The 24423-nt window shown below is 72.7% G+C and carries 20 protein-coding genes; 10 read left to right on the top strand and 10 right to left on the bottom strand.

What is annotated here, in order from left to right; all coding sequences use genetic code 11:
• The first annotated feature begins 185 nt into the window (after window positions 1-185).
• Window positions 186-1727, top strand: a complete 1542-nt coding sequence (locus tag ABD371_RS21265) for a hypothetical protein (RefSeq protein WP_344479243.1) — start codon at window positions 186-188, stop codon at window positions 1725-1727.
• Between the two features lie 163 nt (window positions 1728-1890).
• Entirely contained in the window at window positions 1891-2442 is a 552-nt protein-coding gene (locus ABD371_RS21260) for a hypothetical protein (protein WP_344479157.1), read from the top strand.
• A gap of 67 nt (window positions 2443-2509) precedes the next feature.
• Here the strand turns inward: ABD371_RS21260 and ABD371_RS21255 are convergent, their stop codons facing one another.
• From ABD371_RS21255 to ABD371_RS21245, 3 genes are all read right to left on the bottom strand, one after another.
• Entirely contained in the window at window positions 2510-5377 is a 2868-nt protein-coding gene (locus ABD371_RS21255) for an AfsR/SARP family transcriptional regulator (protein WP_344479156.1), read from the bottom strand.
• Window positions 5378-5622: 245 nt separating this feature from the next.
• Window positions 5623-6678 carry an NAD(P)-dependent alcohol dehydrogenase gene (locus tag ABD371_RS21250; RefSeq protein WP_344479154.1) on the bottom strand — a complete coding sequence of 352 codons (1056 nt, stop codon included), beginning with the start codon at window positions 6676-6678 and terminating at the stop codon, window positions 5623-5625.
• A 189-nt stretch (window positions 6679-6867) separates the two neighbouring features.
• A complete protein-coding gene (locus ABD371_RS21245; RefSeq protein WP_344479152.1) occupies window positions 6868-8142 on the bottom strand; it encodes a L,D-transpeptidase in 1275 nt (424 codons plus the stop codon).
• 260 nt (window positions 8143-8402) lie between these two features.
• On the opposite strand from ABD371_RS21245, the gene ABD371_RS21240 reads away from it, so the two are divergent.
• Window positions 8403-8675 (top strand): hypothetical protein, encoded by a 273-nt coding sequence (locus tag ABD371_RS21240; RefSeq protein WP_344479151.1) that lies wholly within the window; start codon window positions 8403-8405, stop codon window positions 8673-8675.
• Window positions 8676-8766: 91 nt separating this feature from the next.
• Here the strand turns inward: ABD371_RS21240 and hutH are convergent, their stop codons facing one another.
• The 5 genes from hutH to ABD371_RS21215 form a co-directional block, all read right to left on the bottom strand.
• On the bottom strand, window positions 8767-10311 hold the full coding sequence (gene hutH, locus ABD371_RS21235; protein WP_344479242.1) for a histidine ammonia-lyase: 1545 nt from the start codon (window positions 10309-10311) through the stop codon (window positions 8767-8769).
• A gap of 129 nt (window positions 10312-10440) precedes the next feature.
• Window positions 10441-11661 carry a GGDEF domain-containing protein gene (locus tag ABD371_RS21230; protein WP_344479149.1) on the bottom strand — a complete coding sequence of 407 codons (1221 nt, stop codon included), beginning with the start codon at window positions 11659-11661 and terminating at the stop codon, window positions 10441-10443.
• A 53-nt stretch (window positions 11662-11714) separates the two neighbouring features.
• Window positions 11715-12560, bottom strand: coding sequence for an enoyl-CoA hydratase/isomerase family protein (locus ABD371_RS21225; protein WP_344479148.1), 846 nt, complete (start codon window positions 12558-12560; stop codon window positions 11715-11717).
• Between the two features lie 93 nt (window positions 12561-12653).
• The gene (locus ABD371_RS21220) at window positions 12654-13745 is read right to left on the bottom strand and encodes an adenylate/guanylate cyclase domain-containing protein (protein ID WP_344479239.1); all 1092 of its coding nucleotides are present in this window, start codon (window positions 13743-13745) and stop codon (window positions 12654-12656) included.
• Window positions 13746-14016: 271 nt separating this feature from the next.
• Window positions 14017-14871, bottom strand: coding sequence for a biotin--[acetyl-CoA-carboxylase] ligase (locus ABD371_RS21215; RefSeq protein ID WP_344479146.1), 855 nt, complete (start codon window positions 14869-14871; stop codon window positions 14017-14019).
• 245 nt (window positions 14872-15116) lie between these two features.
• Here ABD371_RS21215 and ABD371_RS21210 point away from each other — a divergent pair, with 245 nt between their 5' ends.
• From ABD371_RS21210 to ABD371_RS21185, 6 genes are all read left to right on the top strand, one after another.
• The gene (locus ABD371_RS21210; protein WP_344479143.1) at window positions 15117-16700 is read left to right on the top strand and encodes an acyl-CoA carboxylase subunit beta; all 1584 of its coding nucleotides are present in this window, start codon (window positions 15117-15119) and stop codon (window positions 16698-16700) included.
• Between the two features lie 14 nt (window positions 16701-16714).
• Window positions 16715-16927: an acyl-CoA carboxylase epsilon subunit gene (locus tag ABD371_RS21205; RefSeq protein WP_344479142.1), complete on the top strand. Its 213-nt coding sequence runs from the start codon at window positions 16715-16717 to the stop codon at window positions 16925-16927.
• A 153-nt stretch (window positions 16928-17080) separates the two neighbouring features.
• Window positions 17081-17209 carry a morphogenic membrane protein MmpB gene (gene mmpB / locus ABD371_RS21200; RefSeq protein ID WP_344479140.1) on the top strand — a complete coding sequence of 43 codons (129 nt, stop codon included), beginning with the start codon at window positions 17081-17083 and terminating at the stop codon, window positions 17207-17209.
• Window positions 17210-17229: 20 nt separating this feature from the next.
• Window positions 17230-17835 (top strand): Maf family protein, encoded by a 606-nt coding sequence (locus ABD371_RS21195; RefSeq protein ID WP_190121540.1) that lies wholly within the window; start codon window positions 17230-17232, stop codon window positions 17833-17835.
• A gap of 378 nt (window positions 17836-18213) precedes the next feature.
• Window positions 18214-19968, top strand: coding sequence for an acetyl/propionyl/methylcrotonyl-CoA carboxylase subunit alpha (locus ABD371_RS21190; protein WP_344479136.1), 1755 nt, complete (start codon window positions 18214-18216; stop codon window positions 19966-19968).
• Between the two features lie 170 nt (window positions 19969-20138).
• Window positions 20139-20723, top strand: a complete 585-nt coding sequence (locus ABD371_RS21185; RefSeq protein ID WP_344479134.1) for a TetR/AcrR family transcriptional regulator — start codon at window positions 20139-20141, stop codon at window positions 20721-20723.
• 278 nt (window positions 20724-21001) lie between these two features.
• Here the strand turns inward: ABD371_RS21185 and ABD371_RS21180 are convergent, their stop codons facing one another.
• Entirely contained in the window at window positions 21002-21982 is a 981-nt protein-coding gene (locus ABD371_RS21180) for a DeoR/GlpR family DNA-binding transcription regulator (protein WP_381734079.1), read from the bottom strand.
• Between the two features lie 234 nt (window positions 21983-22216).
• Window positions 22217-23656 carry an NAD(P)H-quinone dehydrogenase gene (locus ABD371_RS21175; protein WP_344479131.1) on the bottom strand — a complete coding sequence of 480 codons (1440 nt, stop codon included), beginning with the start codon at window positions 23654-23656 and terminating at the stop codon, window positions 22217-22219.
• A gap of 238 nt (window positions 23657-23894) precedes the next feature.
• On the opposite strand from ABD371_RS21175, the gene ABD371_RS21170 reads away from it, so the two are divergent.
• Window positions 23895-24332 (top strand): gamma-glutamylcyclotransferase family protein, encoded by a 438-nt coding sequence (locus ABD371_RS21170; RefSeq protein WP_344479130.1) that lies wholly within the window; start codon window positions 23895-23897, stop codon window positions 24330-24332.
• Window positions 24333-24423 lie beyond the last annotated feature (91 nt).

Raw genomic sequence — 24423 nt, 5'->3', positions numbered from 1 at the left:
CCTCTCGTCAACCGTCGCCGGCGTCCCATCCCACCTTCGTCCCGGCCCGGCTGTCCACGCGTTTTCCGCGTTCGGCGCGCGATTAGGGTTGGGGGGTGGGGATCAGCGAGCAGCGGGCAGAGACGAAGACCGGACCGATAGCCCCGGCGGCGGCCGAGCAGGACGGGCCGTCGCCGTGGTGGCGTGTGCCGCTGGTCGTGACGGCCGCCGTCGTGCCGCTGTATGTGCTGTGGGTGGGCTGGCTGGCCACCGGCGGGGGCGATCTCGCGGCGCAGTCCGCGTGGACCGCCTTCGTGGAGTCGCATCCGGGCTCGGCGTACAACCTCTCCTGGTACGGGGGGATGCACACGGTCAATTACAGCGTGCTGGCCCCGCCGCTGATGGCGGCCTTCGGGGTGCGGACCGTGTCGGTCGCCGCCGGGCTGCTGGGGTCGTGGGCGCTGGCGTGTCTGGTGGTCCGCACCGGGGTGCGGCGACCGCTGTGGCCGGCGCTGCTGGGGGCGCTGGCGGTCTGGTGCAATGTCGCGTCGGGGCGGACGACGTTCGCGCTGGGGCTGGCGATCGGTCTGGTGGCGCTGGTGCTGATCCGCAGGCCCGCGCCGGCGGCGGCGGTGGGCGCGGCGCTGGCGACGCTGGCGAGCCCGGTCGCCGGTCTCTTCCTGGTGGTCGTGGGGGCCGCGTATCTGCTGGAGCGGCGGTGGCGCGAGGCGGTGGCGCTGCTGGTGCCCCCGGCCCTGGTGGTGGGCGCGACGACCCTGCTCTTCCCCTTCTCCGGGGAGATGCCCATGCCCTCGGGGAAGCTGTGGATGCCGCTGCTGAGCTGTGCGGCGGTGGTGCTGGCCGCGCCCGCGCACTGGCGGACGGTGCGGTTCGGGGCCGGGGTGTACGCGCTGGGCGTGGTGCTGACGTACGTCATTCCCTCGCCCATCGGTACGAATGTGGAGCGGCTGGTGGGACTGGCGGGGCCGCCGGTGCTGCTGGCGGCGCTGATGGCGACGGGTGCCGCGTGGGGGCTGAAGCGGGCGGGGCTCGCACGGGCCGTGCTCGCGGGGGTGCTGGTCGTGAACGTCCTCTGGCTGATCGACAAGACGGAGGACGATCTCAGCGTCTACACCAAGGTCCCGGCCTGGGCCCGGAACACCGACGGTGTGGTGCGGGAGCTGAAGCGGCTGGGCGCGGACCGCACCCGGGTGGAGGTCGTACCCGCCCGTGACCACCGTGAGGCGACCCTGCTCGCACCGCATGTGCCGCTGGCGCGGGGGTGGAACCGTCAGCTCGATGTGGAGCGCGGACGGCTGTTCTACGACGGCTCCCTCTCCGAGTCGACTTATCGGCAGTGGCTGGACCGCTGGGCGGTCGGGTACGTGGTGCTGCCGCACGGCCGGATAGACGGCCCCGCGGAGGGCGAGGCGGAGATCGTCCGGCGCGGGCCCACGTGGCTGGACCTGGTGTGGGGGGACGCGAACTGGACGATCTTCAAGGTCGCGGACCCGGTGCCGATGGTGTCCTCGCCCGGGACGGTCGCCGGCTGGGACGCGGGCGAGCTGGTGGTACGGATGGAGTCGCCGGGATCGGTGACGGTACGGGTCGCGTACTCGCCGTGGCTCCGGGCCCCGGGGGCGTGTCTGCGCCAGGAGGGCGAGCACACCCGGCTGACGGTGGAGCGGGCCGGGGAGTACCGGCTGGGCTCGCGGTACCGGCTGCCGGGGTCGGGCGACGGCTGCTGAGCGGCCCCGGGGCGGCCCGGACACACCGGCACCGGGGCCGTTGTGCGGACGTTGAACGGCCGTTGAGCGCGTATGCCCGGACGTCGTCATTCCGTTGAACGGGGGCGGGCATCGTCGTTGTCGCGGGGCGAGATCCGCCTCGCACACGAAGGGAAGAACCGACATGCGCAGAATCGTCGCTGTGCTCGCCGCCGCCACCGCTCTCGCCCTCGGCACCGCCCTCCCCGCCACCGCCGCCACGGACGCCCCCCGGGCCTCCGGAACGGGCGACCAGTGCGTCGCCGATGTCACCACCCAGAAGATGACGTGCTTCGACACCTTCCGCCAGGCGGCGAAGGCCGGTTCGGAGGGGGCCGTCACCACCGCCGACAACCCCTCGGAGCTGACCGCCGCCCTGGCCGCGCTCGGCCGTGAGGACTGGGGCACCGGGCGCACCTGGCTCGGCACCGCCGCCTGGGACTCCGACTACCGGGGCGACGCCCTGTACTTCTGGGGCGACCGCACCTGCGCGACCGGCAACGGCGAGGACTACGCCTGGGATCTGGGCGGGAGCCGCTGGAACGACCAGATCAGCTCGCTCACCCCCAGCTCGGGCTGCTGGATCACGCTGTACCAGCACTCCCAGTGGGGCGGTGCCATGAGCGATCCGTTCAAGTCCCCCTCCGGGAACCTCGGCTGGTGGAACGACCGCACCTCGACCATCTCCTTCGGCTGAGTCCCCGAGCCCCCGAGTACTTGAGCCCCGAGTACTTGAGCCCTTGAGCCCGGTACCGCCGCGCCGGTCAGCCGGCCTGCGCGGCGGTGCCCCGCCCGACCCGTGCCAGGACCGCCGAGGCCTGCCCCGCCAGGGAGACCTCCCCCCAGCGCCGGAACGCCTCCAGGCACCGCCCGGCCAGCGCCCGCGCGGCCTGCGGACGGCCCAGCGCGAGCTGTGCCTGTGCCAGCCGCAGCCGGGCGGCCTCCTGCCACAGCCACAGCCGGCGGGTGCGGAACATGCCCAGCGCGGCCTCCAGCTGGCCCACCGCCTCCTCGGGCCGGCCCGCGCCCGTGAGCACCATCCCCAGCAGATAGCGGGCGGTGGCCGTGGTGCCCTCGCCGCCGAGCCCCTCCTTGATACGGAGGTTCTCCCGCGCCGCCGTGACGGCCTCGTCCGTCCGGCCGAGCTCCAGCAGCGCCGGGGCCAGATTGCCCAGGGTGCTCCCCTGCGGAAAGCGGTCGCCGCGCTCGTACCAGACCGCCAGCGAGATCCTGAAGTGCGCCACGGCCTCGGCCGGCCGTCCGGCGGAGCGCGCCGCGATGCCGAGCCGGTTCAGCGAACGCCCCAGGGTGACCGCGTCCCCGCACTCCCGGCTCGCGTCCCGCGCCGCCAGGAACTCCTCCGTCGCCGCGTCCGGGTCCCCCCGGCGGTAGTGCGCGTAGCCGAGCAGATAGCGGCCCCAGCCCTCGGCCCTCCGCTCGCCCCGGGCGACGGCGGTCTCCACCAGCAGCCGTACGACGGTGGCGTACGGGACGAGGTCCCCGCCGGACTCGGTCAGATACTCCAGACAGGTCAGGATCTCGGCGACCGAGACGAGATCGGTGCCCGGACGTGTCAGCGCCCGCCGCAGCAGCCGCAGAATCCCCTCCGACTCGGCCAGCAGCCACTCCACCGCGGTGTCGACGTCCACCGGGCGGAACTCCGGCAGGCGGGCGCGGGCGACGCCGTCGGGCACCGAGTCCCCCGGGTGGAGGAAGCGGTCGAGACCCCGGGCGGTGGTCAGCCACAGGTCGAGCAGCCGGTCCAGCGCCTCGTCCCGCTCCCGGCGGCTCTCCCGCTCGGCGCAGCGCTGCCGGGCGAAGGCGCGCATCAGATCGTGGTAGCGGTAGCGGCCGGGCACGGGGGAGGACAGCAGCGACACATCCACCAGCCGCTCACAGATCTCCTCCGCCTCCTCCCGGGGCAGGGCGAGCACCTCCGCGGCGGCGGCCCCGGAGAAGGTCTCGCCGTCCAGCAGCGACAGCAGCCGGAAGGCCCTGGCCCGCGCCGGAGGCAGCCGGTCGTGGGAGAGCGCGAACACGGACTCCACCGACAGATCCGCCAGCCGGAGCTGTGCGAGCCGTCCGCGCTCGTCGGCGAGCCGGCGGCGCAGCGACTCCAGGGGCCAGTGCGGCCGGGAGCAGAGCCGGGACGCGGCGATCCGGACGGCCAGCGGGAGATGACCGCACAGCTCGGTGATTGCCACCGCCTCCAGGTGTTCGGCCGCCGTGCGCCGCTCTCCGGCGATACGGGCGAAGAGGGACAGCGACTCCCCCGGGCTCATCGCGGTCAGGGCGACGGTCCGTCCGTCGGCGACGGGGCCGAGCCAGGACCGGCTGGTCACGATGGCCGCGCAGCCGGCGGCCCCGGGCAGCAGCGGTTGGAGCTGGGCGAAGTCCCGGGCGTTGTCCAGGACGATCAGGACCCGTCGCCCGGCGAGCAGGGAACGGAAGGCCGCCGCCCGGTCCCGGGTCGACTCCGGGACGGCGGACGCGGCGGTGCCCAGGGCGCGGAGGAAGCCGTACAGCGCCGTGCCGGGCGGCACCGGTTCGCCGTCCGCGCCGCAGAGGTCGACGAAGAGCTGCCCGTCGGGGAAGCGGTGGCGGATCCGGTGGGCGACATGGACCGCGAGGGTGGTCTTGCCGACCCCGCCGAGACCCGCGACCGCGACGACGGACGCCACGGGGCCGGGCGCCGCCGCCTCGGTGAGGCGGCGCACGGCGTCGTCCCGCCCGGTGAAGTGGCGGATGTCGGCGGGAAGCTGGGCGGGCGGGGCCGTCCCCCCGCCGTGCTCACCGGGCTCACCGGGCCCGTCGTGCCCGTCGTGCCCGTTGTGTCCGTTGTGCGGGCCCCGGGCGGTGTCGTGGTCCGTACGGTCCTGGTGCGCACGGACCCGGGCCTCGGCGGCGGAGCGCGTTCCGCCCACCGCCTCACCCGAGATGATCCGCTGGTAGAGCGCGGCCAGCTCCGCCGTCGGGCGTACCCCCAGCTCCTCGTCCAGACGCCGCCGCAGCTCCGTGTAGACCGCGATCGCCCGGTCCTGCCGCCCCTGCGCGTACAGGGCGCGCATCAACAGCCCGTGCGGCCTCTCGTGCAGCGGCTGCTCGGCGCAGAGGGCCGACAGCTCGGCCCCGGCGCCCGCCGCGTCCCCGGCGTCGAGCCGCTGTTCGAGCAGCGCTTCCACGGCGTTCCGCCGGAGCCCGGCGAGCCGGGCCCGCTCGGCCGCCGCCCATCGGCCGCTCAGCCCGAGCAGCGCCTCTCCCCGCCAGAGCGCGAGCGCCTCGGCCCATCTCCCCCGGTCGCGCAGGGCCAGGAACTCGGCCAGATCCGTGGGGTGGACCGGTATCGCGTACCCCTCGCCGTCCCGCCGCACGGCCCCCGGCCCCAGCAGCCGCCGCAGCTGGGAGATGTACGTCTGGACCGTGCGCAGGGCCGTGGCCGGCGGCCGGTCCTCCCACAGGGCCCGGATCAACCGCTCCCGGCCCACCGCCCGGCCCTCGGCCAGCACCAGCACGGCCAGCACCAGACGCTGCTGCGGTGTGCCCAGCGGTACGGGCTCGTCCCCGCGCCAGGCCCGTACCGCCCCCAGCAGTCCCGAGCGGATCGTGTCCGCGTCCGCCGCATCCCCCGGCACCTCACTCCTCTCCCCCTCCGTCCCCCGTGTACGCGTGAGATCTACCGGCCCGCCGCCGCCGGAGTCATCTGTTTCCCCGGCGTGTCGCCCGCCGGGGGCGGGCCGGGGGACCACTCTCGGCCACCGCGAAAGGGCATGCGGAAAAGCGCGGGGAAGCGCGGGGAAGCACGGGGAAGCACGGGGAAGCACGGGGAAGCCGGGCCGCCGCAGACCTCACGGCCTGCGGCGTCCCGGGTCGCGGAGCCTCAGATGGTGGCGGCGTCGATCACGAAGCGGTAGCGCACCTCGCTCGACAGGACCCGCTCGTACGCCTCGTTGATCCGGTCCGCGCCGATCACCTCGATCTCCGCGCCGAGACCGTGCTCGGCGCAGAAGTCCAGCATCTCCTGGGTCTGCCGGATGCCCCCGATGTTCGAGCCGATGAGGCCCTTGTTGCCGTTGATGAGGGAGAGCAGGTTGAGCGAGACGGGGGCCTCCGGCGCGCCCACGTTCACCAGCACGCCGCCCGCCCTGAGCAGACCGATGTAGTCGTCCAGCGGCAGCGGCGCGGAGACGGTGGAGAGGATGAGGTCGAAGGTCCCGGCCAGCTCCTCGAAGGTCGCCGGGTCGCTGGTGGCGTAGAAGTGGTCGGCCCCCAGCCGCAGTCCGTCGTCCCGCTTGCGCAGGGACTGGCTGAGCACGGTCACCTCGGCCCCCATCGCGTGGGCGAGCTTGACCCCCATGTGGCCGAGGCCGCCGAGGCCGACGACGGCGACCTTCTTGCCGGGGCCCGTGCCCTGTCCGGCGAGCGGCGAGTAGACGGTGATGCCCGCGCAGAGCAGGGGGGCCGCGGTGTCGAGCGGCAGCCCGTCGGGGATCCGCAGGGTGAAGGCCTCGTCCACGACGATGTGGCTCGCGTAGCCGCCGAGGGTCGGCTCGCCCTTCTTGTCGAGGTCGTTGTAGGTGCCGACGCTGCGGTCCAGGCAGAACTGCTCGTTCCCGGCGAGGCAGTTGACGCACTCGCGGCAGGAGTCGACCATGCAGCCGACACCGGCCCGGTCGCCGACGGCGAACTTGGTGACCTCGGGGCCGACCTCGGTGACGATGCCCGCGATCTCGTGGCCGGGCACCATCGGGAAGATCGACTCGCCCCAGCCCTCACGGGCCTGGTGGATGTCGGAGTGGCAGATGCCGGAGAACTTGATCTCTATGAGGACGTCGTGATCGCCCACCGGGCGGCGGGTGATCGTGGTGCGCTCCAGCGCGGCCTTGGAGGCGGGCGCGGCGTAGGCGGAGACGGCCGAAGAGTCGTATGTGGTCATGGAGCACAGTGTGGTCACCGGACCGGGATCGGGCCAATGACTTCCCCGGGACGGCAGAAGGGCGGCGTCCCCGGCGGGGGGACGCCGCCCTGTGCTCACGGCGGTACGGAGAGACGGGAGAACGGAAGAACGGAAGAAACGGGTCCGGGCGGACGGATCAGGGGATCAACGGCCCGGCGGCCCGGCGGGTCAGACCGCCGAGCCCGCCTTCCACTTCGACCAGTCCATGTTCCAGCCGTTGAGGCCGTTGTCCGGGGCGATGGTCTTGTCCTTGGAGTTCTTCACGATCACGACATCGCCCAGGAGCGAGTTGTTGAAGAACCAGGCACCGGCCTTGTTGGGGTCGCCCGCGCCCTGGGCGTCCTCCAGGCCGACACAGCCGTGGCTGGTGTTGGCGCTGCCGAAGATGCCCTTGCCCCAGTAGTTGCCGTGGATGAAGGTGCCGGAGGTGGACAGCCGCATGGCGTGCGGGACGTCCTTGATGTCGTACTCGCCCTTGCCGTCGGAGTCGGTGAAGCCGACGGTCGCGCCGTTCATCCGGGTCTCCTTGAACTTCTCGGAGATCACCATCTGACCGTTGTAGGTGGGGGTGGCCGGGGCGCCGGCGGAGATCGGGATGGTCTTGACCGTCTTGCCGTCCTGCTGGACCGTCATGGTCTTGCTGGCGGCGTCGACGGTGGAGACCTGGTTGCGGCCGATCTTGAAGGTGACCGTCTTCTGCTGGACGCCGACGACGCCGGGCGCGCCCTCGACCCCGTCCAGGGCCAGCTTCAGCGAGACGGTGGAGCCTTCCTTCCAGTACTGGTCGGGACGGAAGTCCAGGCGCTGCGAGTTGAACCAGTGACCGACGACCTCCTGGCCGCTGGTCGTGGAGACGGTGATGCCCTTCTGCACGTCCTTGCGGTTGGCGATGGGCTTGTTGAAGTTGAGCGACACCGGCATGCCGACGCCGACGGTGGAGCCGTCCTCGGGGGTGAAGTTCCCGATGAAGCTGTTGGTCGGCGAGACGGTGGTGAAGGAGGAGTTCTCGTGGGCGGTCAGCCCGTCGGCGTCCTTGGCCGTGACATTCAGCTTGTACGCGGTGGAGCGCTCCAGCGCCGCATCGGGCGACCAGGTCTTCTTGTCCGCGGAGAGGGTGCCCTTGACGGCCGCGCCGTTCGCGGCGGTCATCTTGACCTCGGTGAGCGTGCCCTCACTGACGGCGACCTTCGCGGCGTTGTTGATGCTCGCGTTGGTCTCGCCGTTCTTCGGCGTGATGGATATTCGGGCGTCCGAGACCTTCTTCGCGGCCGCCGCGTCGACCTGGGCCTGGGTCTTCTTGGTGTCCTGGCCGCCGTCCCCGCCGTTCTTCTCCCCGTCCCCGCCACTGCTACAGGCCGACAGCACCAGCACACTGCTGAGCACCGCTGACGCGGCCATGAGGGCCCTGCGCCGCTTGCTGTCCGTCATCACACGCTTCTCCATCGTCGCCGATTTCCCCTGGACCGAACACTCTGTTCAACACCCATATCGGGCTTCCCGGTTCCTTTTCCCGAACGGATGTGGGGAACGCCACTCCCTCAGGCCCTACACCGGAGCAACCCTCGTACCCCACCATCTTTCCTGGGGCATTCCACGCACTCGCGACCGGCCCCACGGGCCGTCCGGATTTCCTTTGACGTGTGCCTATCACTAGCATCTGCGCATCCGGTCAACTCAAGGACGCCTCAAGGGAGATCGTGTCCGTGTCCGTCGCACGCCGACCGCTTCTGACCGCCATCGCTGCGGGAACCCTCCTCTGCGCGCTGTGGTTCGTACCCTCAGCGAACGCCTCGGCCGAGCCGGGTGTTGTGGAGAGACAGCAGACCAGCACGGAGACCGTGCCGCAAGATCTGAGGCTGGCCGATACCGGCAGCTTCGACACCGTCCCGTATCTCGTCGGCGGCACCGCTTTCCTCGGTGTCGGCATCGGGTTCGTCACCTACGCGGTGCGTCAGCGAGGCACTCTGCCGATGTGACGCCCCGCTCCCACCGCACGCGCCGAGGGGCCGGGCCCGGCGAAACGGGCCCGGCCCCTCGGCCGCGTACGGGCGGTGTACGGGCAGGTGCTCAGCCCAGGGGGCCGGTGACCCGCTCCACCGCGTCGATCAGCCGTCCTTCGCGGACGAACACGGCTGCGGCCTCCAGGTCGGGGGCGAGGAAATGGTCCGGCCCGGGGCCCTGGACACCGGCCGCGCGCAGCGCGTCGACGGCGGCGCGGGAGGCGGGCGCGGGGGTCAGCCCGCGGCGCAGTTCGACGGCCCGGGTGGCGGCGTACAGCTCGACGGCGATGATCCGGCCGAGCGCGTCGACGGCGGTGCGCAGTTTGCGGGCGGCCGACCAGCCCATCGACACATGGTCCTCCTGCATCGCGGAGGAGGGGATGGAGTCGACGGAGGCCGGGACGGCGAGCCGCTTCATCTCGCTGACCAGGGCGGCCTGGGTGTACTGAGCGATCATCAGGCCCGAGTCGACGCCGGGGTCGTCGGCGAGGAAGGGCGGCAGCCCGTGGCTGCGGTTCTTGTCGAGGAGCCGGTCGGTGCGGCGCTCGGCGATGGAGCCGAGGTCGGCGGCGACGATGGCGAGGAAGTCGAGGGCGTACGCGACGGGCGCGCCGTGGAAGTTGCCGTTGGACTCGACCCGGCCCTCGGCGGGGAGTACGACGGGGTTGTCGACGGCGGCGGCCAGTTCGCGCTCCGCGACCAGCCGGGCGTGGGCGAGGGTGTCCCGGCCCGCTCCGGCGACCTGGGGGGCGCAGCGCACCGAGTAGGCGTCCTGGACGCGGGGGGCCTCGTCCTGCTGGAAGTGGCCGACGAGCCCGGAGCCCTTGAGCACCGCGGCCATGTTGGCGGCGGAGACGCTCTGGCCGGGGTGGGGGCGGATGGCGTGCAGTTCGGGGGCGAGGACCTTGTCGGTGCCGAGGAGGGCTTCGAGGGAGAGCGCGGCGGTGATGTCGGCGCTGACGTAGAGCCGCTGGAGGTCGTCGAGGGCCAGCAGCAGCATGCCGAGCATGCCGTCGGTGCCGTTGAGGAGGGCCAGACCCTCCTTCTCGCGCAGTTCGACCGGTGCGATGCCGTGCTCCGCGAGCAGTTCGCCCGCGGGGCGCACCTGCCCGTCGGGGCCCTCGGCGTCGCCCTCGCCCATGAGGGTCAGGGCGCAGTGGGAGAGCGGTGCGAGATCGCCGGAACAGCCGAGGGAGCCGTACTCGTGGACGACGGGGGTGATCCCGGCGTTGAGCACGTCGGCCATGGTCCGGGCGACCTCGGGGCGTACGCCGGTGTGTCCGGAGCAGACGGTCTTGAGCCGGAGGAACATCAGCGCGCGGACGACTTCGCGTTCGACGCGCGGTCCCATGCCGGCCGCGTGGGAGCGCACGATATTGCGCTGGAGCCTGCCGCGCAGCTCGTGGCCGATGTGCCGGCTGGCGAGCGCCCCGAAGCCGGTGGAGACGCCGTAGACGGGCTCGGGCCTGGCGGCGAGCGCGTCCACGATGGAGCGGGCGGCGGCGAGGGCGGTGCGGGCGTCGTCGGAGAGTTCGACGCGGGCGTGCTCGCGGGCCACGGCGATGACATCGGCTGCGGTGACGCCGGAGGTCCCCACCACGACGGTATGCATATCCATATTCAGCAGCGTACGGATTGAATTGCCGCATGTCATCAGGGCGGTGGGGTGCGCTTCCCCGTGTCTCGAACCCGCCTCGAACCCGCCTCGAACCTGTCCCGGCCCAGGGCTGGGCCCCAGGCCCTAGGGCTCGCTCCAGGGCTCGGGCGGGTCCTCGTCGGGGGGTACGCCGCGGAAGGCGCGGCGCTCCTGCTGGGGGTGGCGGGGCGGGGTGTCGGCGAGACGGAGGACGGTTCCGTCGCGGCCCGCGACGACGGGGCTCGGGGAGCGGGCGGCCTTGGCCCGGTACTGGGCGGCGTCCGCGAGGCGGAAGAGGCGGCGGGCGGTGCGGACCTGGCCGATCGGGTCGCCGGTGGAGGCGACTCCGCAGGCCACGCCCTCGCCGAGCTCCAATTCCGCCGCCCGCAGACAGAGTTCGGCGGCGACCTCGACCACCTCGTCCGCACCGGGTCCGACGGAGAGCAGACAGAACTCGTCGCCGCCGAGCCGGGCGGCGAGCGCGCCGGGCAGCATCGCGCCGCAGAGCGAGAGGACCGAGCCGAAGCGTTCCAGCAGCCGGTCGCCGACGGCGTGGCCGTGGGTGTCGTTGACCTGTTTGAGGCCGTTGAGGTCGCAGACGACGAGGCTGACGACGGAGCCGTCGGCGCGGTGGCGCTCCAGGGCCTCGTCCAGCCGCATGTCGACGGCGCGGCGGTTGGCGAGGCCGGTGAGGGGGTCGGTGAAGGCGAGCCTGCGGACCTCTTCGAGGCGTTCGGTCTGGGCGATCCCGGAGGCGACCACGGAGGCGAGGACGGTGGCGAAGTCGGCGTCCCCGCGGTCGAAGACGGGCGCGCCGAGGGGGCGGGCGACATACAGCTCCCCCCAGGCCCTGCCGTGCAGCACGATCGGGGCCACCACACAGCATCCGCGCCGCCGCCGGAGGAGTCCGGCGATCCGCCCGCCGGGCGGCGCGGAGGGATGCCGGTACGCGGGCGGCCCCGCGGCCTCCCCGCCGGCGCCCGGGTCCGGCGGGTCGGGCGGGGGCGGGACGGACTCGACCCAGGCGTCGGGCTCGCCGCCGCCCGCCCACTGCTCGTGGAGGAACTCCGTGATCTCGGGGAAGCGATTGACGGGGTAGGTCTCCGACTCGGGGAACTCCTCCTCGCCCGGAGCCCGTTCGCCCGCGTTCACCAGCACCTTCAGACGCCCCAGCTCCCGTTCCCACACGGAGAGCGCGGCGAAGGACCCGGAGAGCGCGGAGCACGCCCCGAGCGCCGCGGCCCGCCAGAACTCGCGCGGGTTCTGCGCCGCCGCCATCGCCTGCGACAGTGCCACCACGGCCCGCAGCCGCCGATCCTCACCCATCCCCCCACCTTAGGGAGGTTTGGGAGGTTTTGATCAGTCGGGGTAGTGGTGGATCACTCTCCGGGCCACTGCGGCTTCCGCTTCTCGTTGAAGGCGGCCACCCCTTCCACCCGGTCCCCGGAGAAGGCGACCACGCGCCAGGCCGCGTCCTCCACCTCCAGACCGGCGCGCAGATCGAGCCCCTGCCCCAGCCGGAGGGCCTTCTTGGCGGCGCGCAGCCCCACGGGCGAGTTCCCGGCGATCCGGGCGGCGAGGGCCAGCGCCTCGGCCCGGGCACCGCCGCCGTCGGCGAGCAGGTCGACCAGTCCCAACTCCCGCGCCTCGGCCGCCGCCACCCGCCGCGCCGTGAAGACCAGCTCGGCCGCCCGCGCCGCGCCGACCCTGCGCGGCAGCAGCTGGGTGCCGCCGCCCGCGGGGATCACCCCGACCGAGACCTCGGGCAGCCCGACCACGGCGGTCTCGTCGGCGACGATCAGATCGCAGGAGAGCGCCAGCTCGTACCCGCCGCCGAGCGCGTAGCCGTGCACGGCGGCGACGGTCGGCATCGGCAGCTCCAGCACCCCCGTGTAGGCGGCGCGGGCGGTGGGCCGCTGGCGCGCCAGCTCGGCGTCGGTGAGGGAGTTGCGCTCCTTGAGGTCGGCCCCGACGCAGAAGGCACGGTCGTTCGAGGAGGTGAGCACCGTGACCCGGACCCCCGGATCGGCCGCCAGCGCGGCACAGGCCCCGGCGAGCGAGCGGGCCAGCGCGGTGGAGACGGCGTTCATCGCGCCCGGCCGGTCGAGCACCAGCTCGGCGACGCGGCCGTCGAAACGGACGAGCACATGCTCGCCGAACCGCCGCTCGGAACCGGGGGCGAACCGGTCCTCGGAGCCGTACGAGCGCTGTTCGGACTCGGACATGAGCACACCCTCCCGGTTAACGACGGTTCACCGGATCATAGGCCCGCGCGATCAGGGGCCCAAGAGGGCCAGGGGGTTCATGAGGGAGGTGCGTCAGTGCCTGCGCGAGAGCAGCCAGGGCTCCACCACGCCGAGCCCCCGCACGGGCCGCTGCCACATCGGCTGGAGCGCGAAGCGGTACGAGGGGGCGGGCTCGCCCTCCTTCTCGGCGGCGGCGGCCTCCTCGGCCGCCTCCGCCTCGGAGGTGGGGGCGTCCCCGGTGCGGATCAGCTCCTCGGCGAAGGCCCCGTCCACCAGCACGGCGTCCTTGGGGGCTATCGAGGTGAGCCGGCTGGCCAGATTGACCGTGGTGCCGAAGACATCGCCCATGCGCGTGGTGACGGTGCCGAAGGCGATGCCCACCCGCAGCGCGGGCATGGTCTCGTCCTGGGTCATCGCGTCGATCAGCCGGAGCGCGATCTCGGAGGCGGTGGCCGCGTCGTCCGCCGCGTACAGCACCTCGTCCCCGAGGGTCTTGATCAGCCGCCCGCCGTGCGCGGCCACGAGGTCGGCGGAGGTGGTCTCGAAGGCCTCGACCAGCTCGCCCAACTCCTCCTCCTCCAGCCGGCGCGTCAGCCGGGTGAAGCCGACCAGGTCGGCGAAGCCCACCGCGAGCCTGCGGTCGACCATCTCCTCGTCGTCGGCCGCCTGCACCACCCGGCCGGTGGCCGCCGCGAGCTGTCTGCGCCAGACGTAGCGCAGAAACTCCTCCAGCTCGGGCAGGAGCAGCTCGATCAGCGGGTACGTGACCTCCGTACGCGTCATCCCCGGCTCGGGCGGCTCGGTCAGCCCCTCCAGGAACGAGTCGATCTGCCACTCGGCCAGCCGGGCGGTGGTCTGGCCGGTGGAGCGGGCCACCTGGATCGCCATGGGCTCGCTCAGCAGCCCCGCCTCCACCAGACCGGCGAGCCGCCGCAGGGCGAGGACGTCGGCCTCGGTGAGCGCCTTGGCCTGGCCGATGTCGGCGAAGCCCATCGCCCGCCAGAAGCGGGAGGCCAGCTCCATGGAGACACCGGCGGTACGGGCGGCCTGGAAGGGGGTGTAGCGGCGGTCGGCCCCGAGGATCAGCGCCTCCAGCCGGATGGCGAGGGGGTCGTCGGTCGGCTCGGCGGTGTGGTCGACGGCGTGGTGCGGCGTCGGATGCACCGAGCCCGACTGCGCCGGGCCGGACTGCGCCGGACCCGGTGGGCCGGACGGCCCCGGGGAGGCGGCGGCCCGCCGGGGCCCGGCCGCCGGGCCGGACGCGCCGGAAGTGGTGTCGTCGCCGGTCACCAGCCGCCTCCTGCCCGTTCCGTGCGCACTGTCCTGCCGTTCTGGATCTATCTCTCGACCGCCTCAACGATACGACAGGTGTGCCCTGGCTCACGTCCCCGTGACGGTCCGGGTTCATCCGCCGGCCGGCATCCCGGCGGGCGGCTCAGCCGGCGGGCCGCAGATGAACGATGTCCCCTGCACCGACCGACTCCCGTCCCCCGTCCGCCAGGGCCAGCACCAGCCGCCCGTCGCCGTCCAGCGCGACCGCCTCGCCGGTCACCGAGCGCCCGCCGGGCAGCTCCGCCCGCACCCGGCGGCCCAGCGTCGCGCAGCCCGCCGCGTAGGCGGGCTGGATCTGGGAGAGCACCGGGTCGCCGGCCGCCTCCCGCCACTGTCCGTACCACTGCTCCAGGGAGCGCAGCACCGCCCTCAGCAGCGGGTCGCGGTCGGTGGAGACCGCACCGGCCAGGGCGATCGAGCCCGCCGCGGGCACCGGCAGCTCATCGGCGCGGAGGGTGACATTGACGCCGATGCCCACCACCACCGAGCCGTCGTCCGCCCGCTCGGCGAGGATGCCGCCCGCCTTGCGCTCCTCGCCGTCAACCTTCACCAGCAGGTCGTTGGGCCATTTGAGGGATGTGTCGACGCCCGCGGAGCGGCTCAGCCCGGTGGCGGCGGCGACCCCGGCGAGCAGCGGCAGCCAGCCCCAGCGCTCGACGGGCACCTCGGGGCCGGGCCGCAGCACCACGGAGAGGAAGATCCCCGAGCGCGGCGGGGCGGTCCAGCTCCGGTCGAGCCGGCCCCGGCCGGCGGTCTGCTCCTCGGCGACGAGGACCGTGCCCTCGGCGAGCGGGCTCCGGCGCACCAGGTCGGAGTTGGTGGACCCGGTCGCGGTCACCACGTCGAAGGAGGTCCACAGACCCCCGGGGCGGATCAGGGCCCGGCGGAGCATCGCGGTGTTCAGGGGCGGCCGGTCCAGGTCGGACCAGCGGCCGGGGGGCGCATTCTCTGGCGTCATGCAAGCCAGGTTAGGTGTGGCCAACGCCGCACTGCCGAACCGTATCCACGCCGATACGCTACGAGTCGGTAGCCCACCGGCCGGCTCCCGCCGGGCGGACGGGAAGCCCCGCTCCGGCGAGCCGTGCCCGGCACACGCCGTGTCACGCCACGCCATGCCATGTCACGCCACACCACGCCACCGAGCCGGCCGCGCAGCCGCTCAGCCGTCTCGGGCGGACGACCAGCCAGGGGAGCCGCATCCCGATGACCGAGCCGGAACAGACCGACCTCCACACCACCGCCGGAAAGATCGCGGATCTCCGGCGGCGCACCCATGAGGCCACCCACGCCGGCTCCGCCCGCGCGGTGGAGAAGCAGCATGCCAAGGGCAAGCTGACGGCCCGTGAGCGGGTGGATCTGCTGCTGGACGAGGGCTCGTTCGTCGAGTTCGACGAGCTGGCCCGGCACCGCTCCACCGATTTCGGCCTGGAGCGGACCCGTCCGTACGGGGACGGCGTCGTCACCGGCTACGGCACGGTCGACGGGCGGCCGGTCGCCGTCTTCTCGCAGGACTTCACCGTCTTCGGCGGCGCGCTCGGCGAGGTCTACGGCCAGAAGATCATCAAGGTGATGGACTTCGCGCTGAAGACCGGCTGTCCGATGATCGGCATCAACGACTCCGGCGGCGCGCGCATCCAGGAGGGGGTGAGCGCGCTGGGCATGTACGGCGAGATCTTCCGCCGCAACACCCACGCCTCCGGGGTCATCCCGCAGATCTCGCTGGTCGTGGGCCCCTGCGCGGGCGGCGCGGTCTACTCCCCGGCGATCACCGACTTCACGGTGATGGTGGACCGGACCTCGCACATGTTCATCACCGGGCCGGACGTCATCAAGACCGTCACCGGCGAGGACGTCGGCTTTGAAGCGCTGGGCGGGGCCCGCACCCACAACACGACGTCGGGGGTGGCGCACCATCTGGCGGCCGAGGAGAAGGACGCCGTCGAGTATGTGAAGTCCCTGCTCTCCTATCTGCCGTCGAACAACCTCTCCGAGCCGCCCGCCTTCCCCGAGGAGGCCGACCTCGGCCCCACCGCCGGGGATCTGGAGCTGGACGCCCTCATCCCGGACAGCGCGAACCAGCCGTACGACATCCGCACGGTCGTCGAGCACGTCCTGGACGACGGCGAGTTCCTGGAGACCCAGTCGCTGTTCGCGCCGAACATCGTCACCGGCTTCGGGCGGGTGGAGGGTTTCCCGGTCGGCGTCGTGGCGAATCAGCCGATGCAGTTCGCGGGCTGTCTCGACATCAACGCCTCGGAGAAGGCCGCGCGGTTCGTTCGCACCTGCGACGCCTTCAATGTCCCGGTGCTCACCTTCGTGGACGTCCCGGGCTTCCTCCCGGGGGTGGACCAGGAGTACGGCGGGATCATCCGCCGGGGCGCGAAGCTGATCTACGCCTACGCGGAGGCGACGGTTCCGATGATCACGGTGATCACCCGGAAGGCCTTCGGCGGCGCGTACGACGTGATGGGCTCCAAGCACCTGGGCGCGGATCTCAATCTCGCCTGGCCGACCGCGCAGATCGCGGTCATGGGCGCGCAGGGCGCGGTGAACATCCTGCACCGCCGGACGATCGCGGACGCCGAGGACCCCGAGGCGGCACGGGCCGAGCTGATCCAGGCGTACGAGGACACCCTGCTCAATCCGTACACGGCGGCCGAGCGCGGCTATGTCGACGCGGTGATCCTGCCCTCGGACACCCGGGCGCAGATCGTGCGGGGGCTGCGGCAGCTGCGGACGAAGCGGGAGAGCCTGCCGCCGAAGAAGCACGGCAACATCCCCCTGTGACCCCGGGAGTGGAAATGATCAAGGTGGTACGGGGCAATCCCACCCCGGAGGAGCTGGCCGCCGCCCTGGCGGTGGTCCGGGCGCGCGCCACGGCCGCCGCGGGGTCCGCGGCGGCCACGGGCGCGGCGGTCCCGCCCGGACAGTGGTCGGACCCGGCGCGGATCGCCCGCGCCCGCCGCCCGCTGCCGGGCCCGGGGGCCTGGGCGCGCACCTACTGGCCCGGCTGAACCTGGCCGGTACAGCGGTTCCCGTCCGGAATCGAGCGGTGCGATCGCGGCCATCACGCGATCGCACCGCCCGGGCGCGCGCCGGGAGCGGCTGTCCCATGTGAGTACCCGTACTCAGGCGCGGCCCCGCCCCCGGCCCTCACCATGGAAGACATGCTGTGGTCCGACCCGGAGAACGAGCCGCCCGAGGAATTGCGGGAGACGCAGGCGATGATGCGCCGCGCGGGCCTGCTGCTGGCGCTCGCCATGGTGCTGGGGATGTTCGTGGTCGGTCTGCGCTGAGCGCCGCCTACGATGGCGGCATGACCGCCCGAACCCCCCGCCTGGTACTCGCCTCCGCCTCCCCCGCCCGTCTGCGCCTGCTGCGCGAGGCCGGATTCGCGCCCGAGGTGATCGTCAGCGGTGTCGACGAGGACGCCCTGAGCGCCCCGACACCGGCCGAGCTGGCCCTGGTCCTCGCCGAGGCGAAGGCCGCGGTGGTGGCCGCCCGCCCGGAGGCCGCGGGCTCCCTGGTCATCGGCTGCGACTCGGTGCTCGAACTGGACGGCGAGGCGCTCGGCAAGCCCGCCGACGCCGAGGAGGCCACCGCCCGCTGGAAGGCGATGCGCGGCCGGGCCGGGGTCCTCCAGACCGGTCACTGCGTCACCGACACCGCCACCGGCCGGATCGCCTCCGCGACCGCGTCCACGACGGTCCGCTTCGGCGAGCCCACCGACGCGGAGATCGCCGCCTATGTCGCGAGCGGCGAACCGCTGCACGTGGCGGGCGCGTTCACCCTGGACGGCCGCTCGGCCCCCTTCATCGACGGGATCGACGGCGACCACGGCAATGTCATCGGGCTGTCGCTGCCGCTGCTGCGCGCGCTGCTGGCCGAGCTGGGGTACTCGGTCACCGATCTGTGGGCCTGAAGCCCGCCCCTCCCCCTCTTACCGCGGGTACGCGACGACGACCCGCGCGCTACTCACTGGTAAACCCGGCCACAGGGGTCACGGCCCCGCCGTCCCCCGCCCGCGCCACGGCGGGCCACACCGCAAAGAATCATCCACGCGTTCGTAGGGACCCCACAAAGAAACACGTCCGGCCGGGGGGCTCTCGAACAGAGACCTGCGCGGCGCAACACGGCTAGTCTGCGAGGTAGAAGCCCGTCGTACGTGGTACGACAAGGGATTTCGCGACTTGCGCGAGCCTCGAATCACGCTCCGTGTGGGCAAGCTCACCAATGGGGACGGGTCGTAAGGCCGTGTCGGTAGTCCCTAAACTCAGCTTGTTCCAAGGAGGGAGCCATCGTGCGCAAGGTGCTCATCGCCAACCGTGGCGAAATCGCTGTCCGCGTTGCCCGTGCCTGCAGGGATGCCGGGATCGCGAGCGTAGCCGTCTACGCCGATCCCGACCGGGACGCGCTGCATGTCCGCGCGGCGGACGAGGCGTTCGCCCTGGGCGGTGACACTCCGGCCGCCAGCTATCTCGACATGGCCAAGGTCCTCCAGGCCGCCAAGGACTCCGGCGCGGACGCCATCCACCCCGGTTACGGCTTCCTCTCCGAGAACGCGGAGTTCGCCCAGGCCGTCATCGACGCCGGGCTGACCTGGATCGGCCCGCCGCCGTCCGCGATCCGCGATCTCGGTGACAAGGTCGCCGCCCGTCATATCGCCCAGCGCGCCGGCGCTCCGCTGGTCGCGGGCACCCCCGACCCGGTCTCCGGGGCGGACGAGGTCGTCGCCTTCGCCAAGGAGCACGGGCTGCCGATCGCGATCAAGGCCGCCTTCGGCGGTGGCGGGCGCGGTCTCAAGGTCGCCCGCACCCTGGAGGAGGTCCCGGAGCTGTACGACTCCGCCGTCCGCGAGGCCGTCGCCGCCTTCGGCCGGGGCGAGTGCTTCGTCGAGCGCTATCTCGACAAGCCCCGCCATGTGGAGACGCAGTGCCTGGCCGACCAGCACGGCAATGTCGTGGTCGTCTCCACCCGTGACTGCTCGCTCCAGCGCCGCCACCAGAAGCTCGTGGAGGAGGCCCCCGCGCCGTTCCTCTCCGACGCGCAGAACGCCGAGCTGTACGCGGCCTCCAAGGCCATCCTCAAGGAGGCCGGTTACGCCGGCGCGGGCACCGTCGAGTTCCTCGTCGGCACCGACGGCACCATCTCCTTCCTGGAGGTCAACACCCGTCTCCAGGTGGAGCACCCGGTCACCGAAGAGGTCACCGGCATCGACCTGGTCCGCGAGATGTTCCGTATCGCCGACGGCGAGGAGCTGGGCTACGACGACCCGCCGGTGCGCGGACACTCCTTCGAGTTCCGCATCAACGGCGAGGACCCGGGCCGGGGCTTCCTGCCCGCCCCGGGCACGGTGACCCTGTTCAACCCGCCCACCGGCCCCGGCGTCCGGCTCGACGCGGGCGTCGAGTCCGGCAGTGTGATCGGCCCGGCGTGGGACTCCCTGCTCGCCAAGCTGATCGTCACCGGTGCCACCCGTGAGCAGGCCCTTCAGCGCGCCGCCCGCGCGCTGGACGAGTTCACGGTCGAGGGCATGGCCACGGCTGTCCCCTTCCACCGCGCCGTCGTCGTCGACCCGGCGTTCACCGCCGACCCGTTCACGATCCACACCCGCTGGATCGAGACCGAGTTCGTCAACGAGATCCCCGCCTTCGCCACGCCGGCCGACACCGACTCCGACGAGGAGCCGGGCCGTGAGACGGTCGTCGTCGAGGTCGGCGGCAAGCGCCTGGAGGTCTCGCTGCCCTCCTCGCTCGGCATGACGCTGGCCCGCACCGGGCTGGCGGCGGGTGCCAGGCCCAAGCGCCGGGCCGCGAAGAAGTCCGCCTCCGCCGCCTCCGGCGACACGCTCGCCTCCCCCATGCAGGGGACGATCGTGAAGATCGCCGTGGAGGAGGGCCAGGAGGTCCAGGAGGGCGATCTCATCGTCGTCCTGGAGGCCATGAAGATGGAGCAGCCCCTCAACGCGCACCGCGCGGGCACCGTCAAGGGCCTGAGCGCCGAGGTGGGTTCGTCCATCTCGTCCGGCGCGACGATCTGCGAGATCAAGGACTGAGCCCCGCGCTCACCCCTCGTACGGACCGCGTACGGAAGGGGCCCGTGGAACCGGTACGCCGGCTCCGCGGGCCCCTTCCGCCGTTCTCTGGGCTCATCGGGCCCGCGATGGCATTCTGTTCACCCCGGCCGGGACCGGACGGCCGCAGGGGCATGGGGAGGATGGGGACGATGACGACCAGTGCGGCGGCGGGGACGACCCGCGCCATGCGGGCCGATGCCCGCCGTAATTACGAACGGCTGCTGGCCGAGGCCCGTACCGTCTTCGCCGAGGAGGGCACCGATGCCTCGCTGGAGGAGATCGCCCGCCGCTCGGGTCTCGGCATCGGCACGCTCTACCGCCACTTCCCCAACCGCCAGGCGATGGTTAACGCGGTCTTCCGCGAGGCCGTGGACGCCCTGCTGGACCAGGCGCGGGAACTGTCCCGCTCCCCCAGGCCGCACGAGGCCCTCATCGAGTGGCTCGGCGCGCTCATCGCCCACGCGGGCGCGTACCGGGGGCTGCCGGGGGCGCTGATGACCGCCTCGCTGGACGGGAGTTCGGCGCTCTCACCGTGTTCGGTGCCGCTGTACGAGGCCGGGGAGCGGCTGCTGGAGCGCGCCAGGGCGGCGGGCGCGGTCCGCGAGGACGTCCCGGTGGGCGATCTGATGCGGCTCACCAGCGCGATCGCCTTCGCCGCCGAACAGACCCCGAACGACCCGGCCCTGGCGGGCCGACTGCTCACTCTCGCCCTGCGGGGGCTGGGGCGTGTCTGATGGATCTTGCTGGGCTCGCGGGCCCTGGCACCGCACTCCCCCTGGGCCTTCGGCCCGGGTGGTACCCCCACGCCGCGTTGTCGTCCATCACCAATGGCCCCCTGTGCCCTGCGGGCACGGGGGTGCCCCCACCGCAGTGGCTCAATCCTCCGCCTGGGGGCACCGCCCGCGCCGGAGGCTGCGGGGGAGATGCACGGCACCAGACCCCGCTCACTGATCCAGCCTGATCCATCAGACACGCCCTGGCCCGGACCAGCCGAACTGACCCGGGCTTTCGCTCAGCGGCGGCGCAGGTCGGCCATCCGGGTGCTGCGTTCCACCGCGCCCGCTCCGGCTCCCGCGCCCGGTTCGAGGCCGCCCGCCGGGTTGAGCCGCTGGGGGCCGGGCCCGGCTCCGCCGCGGGTGCGGCGCTGCCCCGGGAGGGGGACGTCGCGGCGGGCGGGCCGGCCGGGGGAGGTGTCGGTGTCGCCGGGCGGCGCGGGGGGCGGCGGCGGGGAGCCGGCCGAGGACGCTCCCGTACTCGCGACCGCGATCTGCACCCCCTGGTCCGCCAGGGCCTGAAGCTCGGTGATCGCCCGGTCGTCGTGGACGGGCGGCTCGTCCGTCACCAGACGGGTGATGACATCGGTGGGCACGGTCTGGAACATCGTGTCGGCACCGAGCTTGGTGTGGTCCGCGAGCACCACCACCTCCGCCGCCGCCTGCACCAGCGCCCGGTCGACGCTGGCGGAGAGCATGTTGGAGGTGGAGAGCCCGCGCTCGGCGGTCAGCCCACTGCCGGAGAGGAAGGCCCGGGAGACCCGCAGCCCCTGGAGCGACTGCTCGGCCCCGCTGCCCACCAGCGCGTAGTTGGAGCCGCGCAGCGTCCCCCCGGTCATGACGACCTCGACCCGGTTGGCGTGGGCCAGGGCCTGGGCGACGAGCAGCGAGTTGGTGACGACGGTCAGCCCCGGCACCCGGGCGAGCCTGCGGGCCAGCTCCTGAGTGGTGGTGCCCGCGCCGACGACGATCGCCTCGCCCTCTTCGACGAGGCTCGCGGCGAGATCGGCGATCGCCGTCTTCTCCGCGGTGGCGGACAGGGACTTCTGCGGAAAGCCGGACTCCCGGGTGAATCCGCCCGGCAGTACCGCACCGCCGTGGCGGCGGTCGAGGAGTCCTTCGGCCTCCAGCGCCCGCACGTCCCGCCGTACGGTCACTTCGGAGGTCTGGACGACGCGGGCGAGCTCACGGAGCGACACGGCCCCGTTGGCACGCACCATTTCAAGGATCAATTGGCGACGTTCTGCAGCGAACACGAAACTGACAGTAACCTGAGCGGCGGATAGTTTTCAGCAGTATGCGCCGAATAACAAGTAATGCGCTCACCCCGACCCGTCAAGTGGTATGAGCATGTGTCCGGGCCGCCGGTCGAATGATCTTCGGATGACGCGCCGGGCCCGGTGCCCGGCGGGCTCTCCCCGCCCGCCACCGGGCCCTCGCGATCCGTCTTCCGATCAGCCTTCGCCGGTCGCCTTCCGGGTGTGCAACTGCCGCGCCACCTCGGCGATCGATCCCGAGAGGGAGGGGTAGACGGTGAAGGCGTTGGCGATCTGCTCCACCGTCAGATTGTTGTCGACGGCGATCGAGATCGGGTGGATCAGCTCGCTCGCCCGGGGGGCGACGACACAGCCACCGACCACGATCCCGGTGCCCGGCCGGCAGAAGATCTTCACGAAACCGTCCCGAATGCCCTGCATCTTCGCACGGGGGTTGCGCAGCAGCGGCAGCTTGACGACCCGTGCATCGATCGTGCCCGCGTCGACGTCCGCCTGGGTGTAGCCGACGGTCGCGATCTCCGGGTCGGTGAAGACATTGGACGAGACGGTCTTCAGGTTCAGCGGGGTGACCGCGTCGCCCAGGAAGTGGTACATCGCGATCCGGCCCTGCATGGCGGCGACCGAGGCGAGCGCGAAGACGCCGGTGACGTCGCCGGCCGCGTACACGCCGGGGGCGCTGGTGCGGGAGACCCGGTCGGTCCGGATGTGGCCGGAGTCCTTGAGGCGTACGCCCGCCTCCTCCAGGCCCATGTCGGCGGTGTTCGGGATCGCGCCGACCGCCATCAGGCAGTGCGTGCCGGAGATGACCCGGCCGTCGGAGAGGGTGACCTCGACCCGGTCGCCGACGCGCTTGGCGGACTCGGCCCGGGAGCGGGCCATGACGTTCATCCCGCGACGGCGGAAGACGTCCTCCAGGACGGCGGCGGCGTCCGGGTCCTCGCCGGGCAGCACCCGGTCCCGGGAGGAGACCAGGGTGACCCGGGAGCCGAGGGCCTGGTAGGCCCCGGCGAACTCGGCGCCGGTGACGCCGGAGCCGACGACGATCAGCTCTTCGGGCAGCTCGTCCAGGTCGTAGACCTGGGTCCAGTTCAGGATCCGCTCGCCGTCGGGCAGCGCGTCGGGGATCTCGCGCGGGTGGCCGCCGGTCGCGATCAGCACCGCGTCCGCGACGAGGGTCTCCTCGCTGCCGTCCGCCGCGCGGACGATCACCTTGCGGGAGCCGTCGGTAGCCTGCCGGCCGTCGAGCCGGCCCCGGCCGCGCACCACCCGGGCGCCGGCCCGGGTGACGGAGGCGGTGATGTCGTGCGACTGCGCCAGCGCGAGCCGCTTCACCCGGCGGTTCACCTTGCCGAGGTCCACGCCCACCACCCGGGCGGTGTGCTCCATCGGCGGGGTGTCGTCGGCGACGATGATGCCGAGCTCTTCGTAGGACGAGTCGAAGGTGGTCATCACCTCGGCCGTGGCGATGAGGGTCTTGGAGGGCACGCAGTCGGTCAGCACGGACGCGCCGCCGAGGCCGTCGCAGTCGACGACGGTCACCTCCGCGCCGAGTTGGGCGCCCACCAGGGCCGCCTCGTATCCGCCGGGTCCGCCGCCGATGATCACGATCCGGGTCACAGGGGTTACGCCTCGCGCTCTCGTTGCTGCCGGGTGGGCCGGGCGGGGTGTCTCCCCCGATGGGCGCTCCCGCTGGGGGCCGTCCCACTGGGGGCTGGAGTACGTACCCCATTGTCCCGCACGCTTCAACTTGCTCGCTCCCGGGGCCTCCATTCGGGGTTGGGACACCTCCGGGGCCGCCCCGGAGGACCACGCCGCGCAAGGCGACCACCCGGGCCCCTCCCGTACCCTCAATCCCATGTCGCTCTACGCCGCGTACGCCGGCAACCTCGACGCGCGGCTGATGACCCGCCGCGCACCGCACTCCCCGCTGCGCGGCACGGGCTGGCTCAACGGCTGGCGGCTGACCTTCGGCGGCGAGCAGATGGGCTGGGAGGGGGCGCTGGCCACGATCGTGGAGGCCCCGCGCTCCCAGGTCTTCGTCGCGCTGTACGACATCGCCCCGATGGACGAGGACTCCATGGACCGCTGGGAGGGCGTCGGGCTCGACATCTACCGGCGGATGCGGGTACGGGTGCACACCCTGGACGGCGAGGAGCCCGCCTGGGTGTACGTACTGAACGGGTACGAGGGCGGGCTGCCCTCCGCGCGCTACCTCGGCGAGATCGCCGACGCGGCCGACTCGGCGGGCGCGCCGCACGACTACTCGATGGAGCTGCGCAAGCGCCCCTGCTGAGGGGCGTCCGGGCCCGTTCGTCGGAAACGACAAGACAACGATCCGAGGACCGTACGCCGCTGCATCTACGCGCGTAGGGAATCAGCGGTTA

Source organism: Streptomyces amakusaensis (assembly GCF_039532665.1).
GTDB classification, from domain to species: domain Bacteria; phylum Actinomycetota; class Actinomycetes; order Streptomycetales; family Streptomycetaceae; genus Streptomyces; species Streptomyces amakusaensis.
The sequence above is the reverse complement of the archived record's forward strand: the minus strand, read 5'-3'. Positions and strand labels throughout refer to the sequence as shown.

Bases quoted from the DNA above. Each gene is read 5' to 3' on its own strand.
- ABD371_RS21210 (WP_344479143.1), top strand. From the start codon at position 15,117: ATGACCGAGCCGGAACAGACCGACCTCCACACCACCGCCGGAAAGATC.
- mmpB (WP_344479140.1), top strand. From the start codon at position 17,081: ATGCTGTGGTCCGACCCGGAGAACGAGCCGCCCGAGGAATTGCGGGAG.
- ABD371_RS21180 (WP_381734079.1), bottom strand. From the start codon at position 21,982: ATGGTGCGTGCCAACGGGGCCGTGTCGCTCCGTGAGCTCGCCCGCGTC.
- hutH (WP_344479242.1), bottom strand. From the start codon at position 10,311: ATGCATACCGTCGTGGTGGGGACCTCCGGCGTCACCGCAGCCGATGTC.
- ABD371_RS21245 (WP_344479152.1), bottom strand. From the start codon at position 8,142: ATGGAGAAGCGTGTGATGACGGACAGCAAGCGGCGCAGGGCCCTCATG.
- ABD371_RS21185 (WP_344479134.1), top strand. From the start codon at position 20,139: ATGACGACCAGTGCGGCGGCGGGGACGACCCGCGCCATGCGGGCCGAT.
- ABD371_RS21260 (WP_344479157.1), top strand. From the start codon at position 1,891: ATGCGCAGAATCGTCGCTGTGCTCGCCGCCGCCACCGCTCTCGCCCTC.
- ABD371_RS21195 (WP_190121540.1), top strand. From the start codon at position 17,230: ATGACCGCCCGAACCCCCCGCCTGGTACTCGCCTCCGCCTCCCCCGCC.
- ABD371_RS21225 (WP_344479148.1), bottom strand. From the start codon at position 12,560: ATGTCCGAGTCCGAACAGCGCTCGTACGGCTCCGAGGACCGGTTCGCC.
- ABD371_RS21170 (WP_344479130.1), top strand. From the start codon at position 23,895: ATGTCGCTCTACGCCGCGTACGCCGGCAACCTCGACGCGCGGCTGATG.
- ABD371_RS21250 (WP_344479154.1), bottom strand. From the start codon at position 6,678: ATGACCACATACGACTCTTCGGCCGTCTCCGCCTACGCCGCGCCCGCC.
- ABD371_RS21230 (WP_344479149.1), bottom strand. From the start codon at position 11,661: ATGGGTGAGGATCGGCGGCTGCGGGCCGTGGTGGCACTGTCGCAGGCG.
- ABD371_RS21215 (WP_344479146.1), bottom strand. From the start codon at position 14,871: ATGACGCCAGAGAATGCGCCCCCCGGCCGCTGGTCCGACCTGGACCGG.
- ABD371_RS21205 (WP_344479142.1), top strand. From the start codon at position 16,715: ATGATCAAGGTGGTACGGGGCAATCCCACCCCGGAGGAGCTGGCCGCC.